Origin of the sequence: Aurantimonas sp. A2-1-M11 (assembly GCF_036549475.1) — a bacterium.
Lineage (GTDB): Bacteria > Pseudomonadota > Alphaproteobacteria > Rhizobiales > Rhizobiaceae > Aurantimonas.
Genome location: NZ_JAZHLI010000099.1, coordinates 1 through 9907 on the forward strand (window position 1 = coordinate 1; position 9907 = coordinate 9907).

The 9907-nt window shown below is 66.6% G+C and carries 10 protein-coding genes; 6 read left to right on the forward strand and 4 right to left on the reverse strand.

What is annotated here, in order from left to right:
• From VQ042_RS23255 to VQ042_RS23265, 3 genes are all read left to right on the forward strand, one after another.
• Positions 1 to 282 (forward strand): hypothetical protein (locus tag VQ042_RS23255; protein WP_331822670.1); only part of this gene is annotated, 282 nt, incomplete at its 5' end.
• 349 nt (positions 283 to 631) lie between these two features.
• The gene (locus VQ042_RS23260) at positions 632 to 901 is read left to right on the forward strand and encodes a hypothetical protein (protein WP_331822671.1); all 270 of its coding nucleotides are present in this window, start codon (positions 632 to 634) and stop codon (positions 899 to 901) included.
• A gap of 57 nt (positions 902 to 958) precedes the next feature.
• Positions 959 to 1975 (forward strand): 3'-5' exonuclease, encoded by a 1017-nt coding sequence (locus VQ042_RS23265; RefSeq protein ID WP_442880195.1) that lies wholly within the window; start codon positions 959 to 961, stop codon positions 1973 to 1975.
• On the opposite strand, the gene VQ042_RS23270 is transcribed toward VQ042_RS23265, so the two are convergent.
• From VQ042_RS23270 to VQ042_RS23285, 4 genes are all read right to left on the reverse strand, one after another.
• Positions 1972 to 2823, reverse strand: a complete 852-nt coding sequence (locus VQ042_RS23270; protein ID WP_331822673.1) for a hypothetical protein — start codon at positions 2821 to 2823, stop codon at positions 1972 to 1974. The genes VQ042_RS23265 and VQ042_RS23270 overlap by 4 nt on opposite strands.
• 589 nt (positions 2824 to 3412) lie before the next feature.
• Positions 3413 to 4621, reverse strand: a complete 1209-nt coding sequence (gene pcaF, locus VQ042_RS23275; RefSeq protein WP_331822674.1) for a 3-oxoadipyl-CoA thiolase — start codon at positions 4619 to 4621, stop codon at positions 3413 to 3415.
• 107 nt (positions 4622 to 4728) lie between these two features.
• A complete protein-coding gene (locus VQ042_RS23280; protein WP_331822675.1) occupies positions 4729 to 5700 on the reverse strand; it encodes a CHAD domain-containing protein in 972 nt (323 codons plus the stop codon).
• A 154-nt stretch (positions 5701 to 5854) separates the two neighbouring features.
• Entirely contained in the window at positions 5855 to 6328 is a 474-nt protein-coding gene (locus VQ042_RS23285; RefSeq protein ID WP_331822679.1) for a CYTH domain-containing protein, read from the reverse strand.
• Between the two features lie 271 nt (positions 6329 to 6599).
• On the opposite strand from VQ042_RS23285, the gene VQ042_RS23290 reads away from it, so the two are divergent.
• The 3 genes from VQ042_RS23290 (at position 6600) to VQ042_RS23300 (ending at position 9787) form a co-directional block, all read left to right on the forward strand.
• The gene (locus VQ042_RS23290) at positions 6600 to 7037 is read left to right on the forward strand and encodes a twin-arginine translocation signal domain-containing protein (RefSeq protein ID WP_331822676.1); all 438 of its coding nucleotides are present in this window, start codon (positions 6600 to 6602) and stop codon (positions 7035 to 7037) included.
• Between the two features lie 146 nt (positions 7038 to 7183).
• A complete protein-coding gene (gene lepA, locus VQ042_RS23295; protein ID WP_331822677.1) occupies positions 7184 to 8995 on the forward strand; it encodes a translation elongation factor 4 in 1812 nt (603 codons plus the stop codon).
• A gap of 465 nt (positions 8996 to 9460) precedes the next feature.
• A complete protein-coding gene (locus tag VQ042_RS23300; protein ID WP_331822678.1) occupies positions 9461 to 9787 on the forward strand; it encodes a GIY-YIG nuclease family protein in 327 nt (108 codons plus the stop codon).
• Positions 9788 to 9907 lie beyond the last annotated feature (120 nt).

A 9907-nucleotide genomic window follows, 5' to 3' on the forward strand; every position in this document is an offset into this window, starting at 1 on the left:
ACAAACGTTGCAAACTTTGTTGCACTCGAAGGCGACCTTGCGCCTCGAAGGCCGCAGACCTCCCTCAGGACCGGTCAAGCCCAAAAGGCAATGTCCGTCGCCCACCGCTTACGGTTTTCCTGCGTCGGCAGCAATCGGTTTCGCGAGAGCATCTCGACGAGGCCCGCATACAGCGAGAACCTAGATTATCAGATCGAGCCCGGCGGCACCCTCACGCTGATGACCAGCGACGCGCGTTACGGTCTTACCCGCTGCCGGGTGTACGCCGTGAAGACGCTATGAGCGTCAACGGCGCGCGGGAAGGCTGGGGTAGCTGCTGGGCAGCGTGACCGCCACGAACGCTGCGGAGGACGCGTTCCTGACGCTGCACGAGCTTGCTCCGGCGTGCAGATGGAGATTTGTCGATGATCAGGGTTGGGGGCAGCATCGCCATTTCACCAGGACCCTCGCATGGCACCGCATCTCGACGCGCCGTTATGTTCGTGCAGTCATCAGCGTGCTCGCTCGCTCTGTTCGCGAGCTGGTTGCGCACCTCTCACAAACGCACGCTGTGAGGGCGTCTGCGTCTTGCCGGGTAGCGTTCTCGCGTCCCTCGGAATAATATTGGCGGCATGCAGCAGATGGTTGAGCCATGACCGACACTGACCACGACCCGGACATCGAATATTCCCCCTACACGGGCTCGTTTACCGATAATGGCATCACCGTCACCGTGAACATCTTCCGCATTGCGGATGATGACGAAGGTTGGTGGCTCGAAGTCGTTGACAGCGTCAACACATCGACGGTTTGGGATGATGCGTTCGCGACCGACGAAGCCGCTTATGAGGAATTCAAATCGGCAGTCCAGCATGAAGGCATTCTAGCCTTCGTGTCGTCACCCGAACACCAGCTTCATTGACCGCTGATCCCACCGTACACGGCCGCGGAGCAACAGCGAGGAGCCACCATGTCGGCGATGAACAGACCGCAGGCAGCACGGCAGATCGATCTTTTTGCGGAACCCTCCGAAGCCTCCTCCAATCAGCTCGCGCCATCAAAGCCAGTTGCCGACGCGCGGGTCGCGGCCACGCCGAGGGAGGGACCAACTGACAACGAGGAAGCGCTTGCCCAACAGCTTGAACGAACCGGACGCTACCGCATCCTGCGCAAACTCGAACCACGTCCCGCCCGGGAAAACTACGCGCTTAATCCTGGCGAGCGCGTCGGCATCATCCTGGACACCGAGACTACGGGCCTCGATCATCGCCGAGACGAGATCATCGAACTTGGCATGGTGGCCTTCACCTACGACGACGGGGGCATTCGCGAGGTCATCGACGTCTTTTCGCAGCTGCAGGAGCCAAGCGTCCCGATCAGCGCGGAAATCACGAGGATCACCGGCATCACCGACGACATGGTCGCGGGCCGCAGCATTGATCTATCGGCGGTCGCGGCATTCATCGAGCCTTCCGAGCTGGTCATCGCCCACAACGCAAAATTCGACCGGCCATTCTGCGAACGCTTTGCCCCCGGCTTCGACATCAAGCCGTGGGTCTGTTCCGTGTCGGAGGTGGACTGGACCTCGCTCGGCTTTGAAGGCAGCAAGCTTGCCTACCTCGTGGGTCAATGCGGCTGGTTTCACAACGGCCATCGTGCGGTTGACGATTGCCATGCGCTCTTGGAGGTGCTGGCGGCTGCGCCTCGGACGGGCGGTATTCCTGCGTTCCAGCAACTCGTCACGTCAGCATCGCGTACCCGGCTCCGCCTATTCGCCGAGGGCAGTCCTTTCGACATGAAGGACATCCTGAAAGCGCGGGGCTACCGGTGGAGCGATGGGTCAGATGGCAGGCCCAAATGCTGGTGGATCGAGATCGAGGAGGACGACCACGCAATGGAGATGCGGTTCCTACGCGAAGAGATCTACCGCGCCGATGTGGATCTGTTCGCGCAACGGCTGACAGCGTGTGAGCGGTTCAAGGCGTCGCGCCCCTAGTGGAGGCGTGTTTGCCGCTCCAACCGTACGTCGAAGGATAGGAACTGGTCGAAGCTCTCGGCTTTTCGATAGCGCCGCCGCTTGATGAACCGATAATCCGGGTCAGGCGTCGTTTCCACCTCAAGCAATCCGAACCATGAGAGCTGACGGAGAACCCGGGCTTCAAAAATCGGTCCCGCGATGTCTCTGCTCCCAGCAGCTTCGATGATCCCGTTGATCGGTATGGTGGATGCGCGAGCGAGGTACGCGGGTGCTTGCCACTGGTGGGCTTCGACTGAGAGGCACCACAGAGCGACGCCGGTGTCCAATTGAGGCCACGGCCCCAAGGGGTAGCCGTCAAAATAGGCGAGGTTGGTGTTCCAGAAGGTCGCGAGGAACAGCCTGCGGTTCAACTCACCCAGATTGCCGGAGGACACCATTTGCTTCCCGGCCTTTGTCAGGCGCAACTGCTTTTTGTAGACCCGGACCAAGCCTGCGCGATCGCAGAAGATCCGCATCGCATGCAGGGGCAGGCAATCCGGCTCGTTGATCACCTTGTGAAAACGAAACATCTCCTCACGGTCGAAGTTTGGCCAGTCCAGATCATCGAGAACCTCGGCCACGAACGCTCGGGTGAGATTGCCCGTCACGGTCAGCTTCGCGCCATCTACCAACCGGAACAGGAAGGCCAGAGTGTTCTGGGCGATGGGAGACGAGACGGCATCCGAGAACTGGATTGCGATGTCCGGTTCATCAGGCTCGCGGCGAAGACGGCTAAAGCTCTCGAACTCCAAGGCCGTCCACGCGGGCTGGACCCCGGCGAGCCAATTTTGGATGTCAGGCGAGCTGAGAAAACCAGGCTGGACCACTGTTCCCCTCTTGGCCATTTCGCCGGTCAGTAGCACACAGCGCCGACGCCATCACCGGATTGGTATCGACGGAAGAGTTTATTCTTAACTCTTACCGTCGAACGCGGGGCAGCCATAGAAGCTCGTTCGCTGCTGCCGCACCACGGTGCTCCCATGCATGCGCATCAGCCGTCGCCGCAGCGGACGACGCGCTCCTGACGCTCTATGAGCCCCTCCGGTCCGTAAAGATTAGGTGGTGCCACGTTGCAGGATACTCGAACAGCATCATCCCAGCGGTCTGCCCGCAACGCAGCCTCCGCCATGCCGGCTGCGAATGTCAGGCTCTGCCGACACGCATCGTCAGACCGAACTCATCGCTCTACTGCACAGGCTGGCAGAGACGGAATGACCCTCTTTGCGCGGCACAAATGCCGCCCCCTGCCCTCGCAATTCGGCCTTGAGCACAATTGTTTCCCGACGACCACCGTACCGACCCGGATGCTGCCACCATCCGTCTGAGCACGCCCGTCCCGGGCGCCTGATCGTCGCCCCCTGCTTACCCCCCTCACCGCCGCCGCACCACCGGCGCGGCGGCGTCGCTATCCTGGAATCACACCCGCTCCAGGGCGATCGCGATGCCCTGGCCGACGCCGATGCACATGGTCGCCAGGGCGCGCCGGGCGCCGGTGGTCGCCAGCTCGAGCGCGGCCGTGCCGGTGATGCGCGCGCCCGAGGCGCCCAGCGGGTGGCCGATGGCGATGGCCCCGCCATTCGGGTTCACATGGTCCGAATCGACGGCGAGGCCGAGTTCGCGCAGCACCGCGATGCCCTGGCTGGCAAAGGCCTCGTTCAGTTCGATGATGTCGAAATCGGTCGGGTTCAGGCCCAGCCGGGCGCACAGCTTCTGCGAGGCCGGCGCCGGCCCCATGCCCATCACCCGCGGCGCGACGCCGGCCGTCGCCCCGCCCAGGATCCGGGCGATCGGGGTCAGGCCGTGGCGCCTGGCCGCCGCGCCCGAGGCGACGATCAGCGCCGCGGCGCCGTCATTGACGCCGGACGCATTGCCGGCCGTCACCGTGCCGCCCTCCCGGCGAAATGGCGTCGGCAGCTTCGCCAGCGCCTCCAGCGTGGTGTCGCCGCGCGGATGCTCGTCGGTGTCGACGATCACCGGATCGCCCTTGCGCTGGGGGATGGTGACCGGCGTGATCTCGCGGGCCAGGCGGCCCGAGCCTTGCGCCGCCGCCGCCTTCCGTTGCGAGCGCACGGCGAAGGCGTCCTGGTCGGCGCGGCTGACGCCGTGGTCCGCCGCGACGTTCTCGCCGGTCTCGGGCATGGAATCGACGCCGTATTGCGCCTTCATCAGCGGATTGACGAAGCGCCAGCCGATCGTCGTGTCGTAGATGGCGGCCTGGCGGGAAAAGGCGGTCTCCGCCTTGGGCATGACGAAGGGCGCCCGTGACATCGATTCGACGCCGCCGGCAATGGCGATCTCCATCTCGCCCGCCAGGATCGCCCGCGCCGCGGTAATGACGGCATCCATGCCCGAGCCGCAGAGCCGGTTCAGCGTCACGCCGGTTACGCCGGTCGGCAGCCCGGCCAGAAGCAGCGACATGCGCGCCACGTTGCGGTTGTCCTCGCCCGCCTGGTTGGCACAGCCGTAGAACACGTCGTCCACCGCGTCCCAGTCGACGCCGGCATTGCGCGCCATCAGCGCCTTCATCGGCACCGCCCCGAGATCGTCGGCGCGCACGCCCGCAAGGGCGCCGCCGAAGCGGCCGAAGGGCGTGCGGATGTAGTCGCAGATATAGGCTTCGATCATGTCGCGGGCTCCCGAAAATCGCTCAGGCCCTTATGCCGCCTAAGCGCCCGGGAGGAAATGCCCCGTTGGCAGCCCCCATCCGCTGTCCTGCCGCGGCCCGCACCGGCTCAGCCGGCCCGGCGGCGGGAATCCGACGGCGAACTCGCCGGTGCCGCCGGATCGCGCGCCGCGCGCCCGGCGCCGGCGCGGTAGAGCCGCTTGATCCGCGTCTCGACGCCGTCGGGATCGTCGGCAAAGAGCTGGCGCGCCATGTCCAGCGCGCTCTCGCGCAGTTCCGTCTGCCGCCGGTCGGCCAGCGCCAACACCACGGCCAGTTCGCCTGAGGTGCCAAAGGCGTCGGGCGTCGCCGCGATCTGCTCGCGCAGCACCGCGTAATCATGGTCGAGGCCGAGCGAATCGCCGATCTGCTTGCCGGCCTCCGCCAGCGGCTTCATCGCGTCGGGCCACAGCGGCCCGACCAGCCGCAGGTGCATCCAGTGATATTTCGCCCGCTTGCGCAATTCGTGGAAGGCGTCGACCTCGCGCGTCTTCTGCGCCGTCGCCAGCGCCGCCCGTCCGCGCCCGTAGCTGCGGGCAATGCCCGAGGCGACGATCGTCGCCGCGTCGCCGGCCTTGCTCTTGCGGCCGATGACGAAGCCGTCGAGCTTGTGGCGCGCCGCACCCAGGCTGCGCAACACCTGCTCCACGGCCGGCCCCATCTCGGCCTTTTCCGCGTTCGTGCGGCGTTCCGTCAGTTCGCGGCGCACGGCCCCGAAGGCGTCCGTCGCCAGTTCGTCGGCATAATGGGCTTCGAGCTGGTCCAGCGCCTCGATCAGCGCGCCGCTGTCGCGGGCGCCGGACAGCTTGCGCGCCGCATCGCGGAACCGGGCGTTCTCCTTGGCATGGAAGGCCGGCCGCGCGTCGCGCACCAGGCGCAAGAGGCCGCGCAGCTTCTTCATCCGCTTGCGCGCATCGTGCACCGCCGCGTGGCGGTCGCCCTCGCCCGCGCCCAGCCCCTTCTCCGCCTTGCGAATCTGCTCGCCGGCAATGCGCCGGAATTCGGCATCGAGCGGCGCGCCCGGATCGAGCCTGTAGGCCATGCACATGTCCCCTTCCATCGTCGCGGCCGGCCGGCATCGGCGCCGCCGCGGACCCGCAGCATGCGTGGCCGCCGGCGCCCTGTCGACTGCCAAGCCTGCAGACGGCAACATGGTTGTCCGGCCCGCCATGCCAAGCGCAACGACCTCCGAGACATCAGTCCGCCGCCGGCAACCCCTCCAGCGCCAGCTGCGAATTGAAGTAGCGCGGGTTCCCCGTCACCTCGCGGCCGAGAAAATCCGGCAGCACCGGCGCGTCGTCGATCCCGGCCAGCTCGATCTCGGCCATCACCAGCCCCGCCAGCGCGCCAGCAAAGACGTCCACCTCGACTTCGAAGCCGCCCGCCAGCGGCACGACATGGCGGGTCTTCTCCACCAGCGCGCCGATCCGGCTCTCGCGCAGCTCCTGCGCGTCGGCGAGCGGGATGTCGTATTCGAACTCGCCGCGCGACAGGCCGTCGCTGCCGGTCTTGATGGTCAGCCGGGCCGTCGTGCCGCCGCTGATGCGCACCCGCGCCGACGCCCCCTCGCGGCTGAACAGGTAGAACTGCTCCAGCCGCGTCGCGCGCACGGCCTGCGCCCGCCAGCCATCGTTCGCCACCAGGAATTTCCGCTCGATCTCGCGTCCCATCGTCCCTCCCGTTCCCTCGTCGCCGGACGCCTGCGCCCCGCCCATGACGGATCCCGGCACCAACGCCAGCCGCCGCCACATATCTTCCTTTGCGGAATATATGACCGAAATTGCTGCAGGCGAGCGCCCGATTCGCCGATGTCAACTCGACCATCGCCGCCGGACATCTATGTATTCCTGCCGGCAGGCTGCACGGCGGACCGTATCGCCGCACCGGTCACCCAGAACGCCGGCAGATCGGCGCCCGGACGGCGCCGACAGGGAGGACAGCATGCAATGGTCATTATGGACATTCGGTGTCGCACGACGCCCCCCGCCGGCTGACGAACCCGCCGCGCCGTCGCGCCGCCGGTTCCTGATCGGTCTCGGCGTCGCCGGCGGCCTGGCGCTCGTCGCCCCGGGCCTCCTGACGGCGCCGTCCGAAGCGGCCGAGCCCGATGCCGCGCCCCACGACGACGGCAGCTACGACGTCGCCCAGCGCTGGGACGACGACCGCAGGCGTCGCCGCCGCCGTCGGCGCCGGCGGCGGGACGACCGCCGAGGCCGCCGTCGTGGCCGCCGCTACAATCGCCGCGACTTCGCCCGTCGCTGCCGCCGCGATCCCGGCTTCCGCCGCAACAATCGCGGGCTGTGCCGCCGCGTCGCCGGCGGGCGCATCGGCCGGCGCGGCGCCTGCGTCGACATCGGCCCGGTCACGATCTGCGAATAGCGGGCCCTTCGCCCTGCCGGCGGCGGCCCATCCCGGTCGCCGCCGCGCCGCCCGCACAGCCCCAATCCGCCCGCGCCATCGCCGCACATGCGAAACGGCGCTTCCAAGAACCGTTACAAGTCTCTATATCGCGCGACATGAGCACCATGCCCGCGAACACGCCCCTCGACCATATCCGCAACTTCTCGATCGTCGCCCATATCGACCACGGGAAATCGACCCTCGCCGACCGGCTGATCCAGTCCACCGGCGGGCTGGAGCTGCGCGACATGAAGGAGCAGGTGCTCGATTCGATGGACATCGAGCGCGAGCGCGGCATCACCATCAAGGCCCAGACCGTGCGCCTGCACTATACGGCCAAGAACGGCGAGACCTACGTCCTCAACCTCATCGACACGCCCGGCCATGTCGACTTCGCCTACGAGGTGTCGCGCTCGCTGGCCGCCTGCGAGGGCGCGCTGCTGGTCGTCGACGCCGCGCAGGGCGTCGAGGCGCAGACGCTCGCCAATGTCTATCTCGCCCTCGACGCCAATCTCGAGATCGTCCCCGTCCTCAACAAGATCGACCTGCCGGCCGCCGAGCCCGACAAGGTCAAGGAGCAGATCGAGGACGTCATCGGCCTCGACGCCTCCGACGCGGTGATGATCTCGGCCAAGTCCGGCATCGGCATCGAGGACGTGCTGGAGGCCATCGTCCACCGCCTGCCCGCCCCCAAGGAGGGCGACCGTTCCGCCCCGCTCAAGGCCATGCTGGTCGATTCGTGGTACGACGCCTATCTCGGCGTCATCGTCCTGGTGCGCATCATCGACGGCGAGCTGAAGAAGGGCCAGACCATCCGCATGATGGGCACCGACGCCCGCTACCCGGTCGACCGGGTCGGCGTCTTCACCCCCGCCATGGTCCAGGTCGACGCGCTCGGCCCCGGCGAGCTCGGCTTCATCACCGCCAGCATCAAGGAGGTCGCCGACACCCGCGTCGGCGACACCATCACCGACGACAAGCGCCAGACGGCGACCATGCTGCCGGGCTTCAAGCCGGCCCAGCCCGTGGTCTTCTGCGGCCTGTTCCCGGTCGACGCCTCCGATTTCGACGAACTGCGCGCCGCCATGGGCAAGCTGCGGCTCAACGACGCCAGCTTCTCCTACGAGATGGAATCCTCGGCTGCCCTGGGTTTCGGCTTCCGCTGCGGCTTCCTCGGCCTCCTGCACCTGGAAATCGTCCAGGAGCGCCTCTCCCGCGAGTTCGACCTCGACCTCATCGCCACCGCGCCCTCGGTCGTCTACGACATCAAGCTCACCGACGGCACCACCATCCAGCTGCACAACCCGGCCGACATGCCCGACGTGATGAAGGTCGAGGAGATCCACGAGCCGTGGATCGAGGCGACCATCCTCACCCCCGACGACTATCTCGGCAACATCCTGCAGCTGTGCCAGGAGCGCCGCGGCATCCAGACCGACCTGTCCTATGTCGGCAAGCGCGCCATGGTCTCCTACGAGCTGCCACTCAACGAGGTGGTCTTCGACTTCTACGACCGGCTGAAATCGATCTCCAAGGGCTACGCCTCCTTCGACTACCACATGGCCGAATATCGCGAGGGCGACCTCGTCAAGATGTCGATCATGGTCAATGGCGAGCCGGTCGACGCCCTGTCCATGCTGGTCCACCGGGCCCAGGCCGAGCGCCGCGGCCGCGGCATGTGCGAGAAGCTCAAGGACCTGATCCCCAACCACCTCTTCAAGATCCCGATCCAGGCGGCGATCGGCGGCAAGGTGATCGCCCGCGAGACCATCTCGGCCCTGCGCAAGGACGTCACCGCCAAATGCTACGGCGGCGACGCCACCCGCAAGCGCAAGCTCCTCGACAAGCAGAAGGAGGGCAAGAAGCGCATGCGCCAGTTCGGCAAGGTCGACATCCCCCAGGAAGCCTTCATCGCCGCGCTGAAGATGGACAGTTGAGGGCGGCGGTGCCAGGCACCCCTTGTGGTTCGACAGGCTCACCATGAGGGGTACTTGAACGCGCCCCATCAGCCTTCGTGACGACGGGCCAAAGCACCATGGCGCTTGAATGGGCCAGGTGGTGAGCCGTGAGCGCGGATCGAGGCAGAGCGGCACTGAAGTAGCCCCTCATGGTGAGCCGTGAGCTTGTCGAACGGTCGAACCACGAGGGGCGCGTGGTACCCCTGCCGTGCCGCTTGCCCTGGTGGTGCGACAGGCTCACCATGAGGGTAAGTCAGGGCCGCGCCTTCCATCGGAAGCGACATCACCGCAAAGCACGCAACGCACACCCCCGGCTGCCGCAGCGCTTCAGTTCACCCTCATGGTGAGCCTGTCGAACCACGAGGGTGACGCACGACGCGCGAACCCCGTTGCCGCCGCACCCCCGATCCCGCATCCTGCACCGCGAGCCACCGGAGCACCGCGATGCCGCTCGAAGCCACCATCTACATCCTGCGCTGCGCCGACGGCTCCTACTACACCGGCCTCACCAAGCAGCCGATCGAGTCCCGCCTCTGGGAGCACGATGCCGGCGTCTATGACGGCTACACCCGCCAGCGCCGCCCGGTCGTCCTGGTCTTCACCGAGACCTACGACCGCATGCTCGACGCCATCGCCCGCGAGCGCCAGATCAAGGGCTGGACCCGTGCCAAGAAGGAAGCGCTGATCGCGCGGCACTACCACCGCCTGCCGCCCCTCGCCGCATCCCGCACCAGCCCCGACCTTCGCCGTCCGCCAACCTCCGACGGCTGACCGACAAGCAGGGGAATCGGGTGAGTTGAATTTCACGAGATGAGGCTGACGAGGAATTTTTCGTTCCACCCGGCCTTCAATCGTTTGTTTGTCATCGACAGTTTGGCGGGATTCCGCCGC

Coding starts and splice junctions, on each gene's coding strand:
- VQ042_RS23265 (WP_442880195.1), top strand. CDS start 959: ATGAACAGACCGCAGGCAGCACGGCAGATCGATCTTTTTGCGGAACCC.
- lepA (WP_331822677.1), top strand. CDS start 7,184: ATGCCCGCGAACACGCCCCTCGACCATATCCGCAACTTCTCGATCGTC.
- VQ042_RS23280 (WP_331822675.1), bottom strand. CDS start 5,700: ATGGCCTACAGGCTCGATCCGGGCGCGCCGCTCGATGCCGAATTCCGG.
- VQ042_RS23285 (WP_331822679.1), bottom strand. CDS start 6,328: ATGGGACGCGAGATCGAGCGGAAATTCCTGGTGGCGAACGATGGCTGG.
- pcaF (WP_331822674.1), bottom strand. CDS start 4,621: ATGATCGAAGCCTATATCTGCGACTACATCCGCACGCCCTTCGGCCGC.
- VQ042_RS23300 (WP_331822678.1), top strand. CDS start 9,461: ATGCCGCTCGAAGCCACCATCTACATCCTGCGCTGCGCCGACGGCTCC.
- VQ042_RS23290 (WP_331822676.1), top strand. CDS start 6,600: ATGCAATGGTCATTATGGACATTCGGTGTCGCACGACGCCCCCCGCCG.
- VQ042_RS23260 (WP_331822671.1), top strand. CDS start 632: ATGACCGACACTGACCACGACCCGGACATCGAATATTCCCCCTACACG.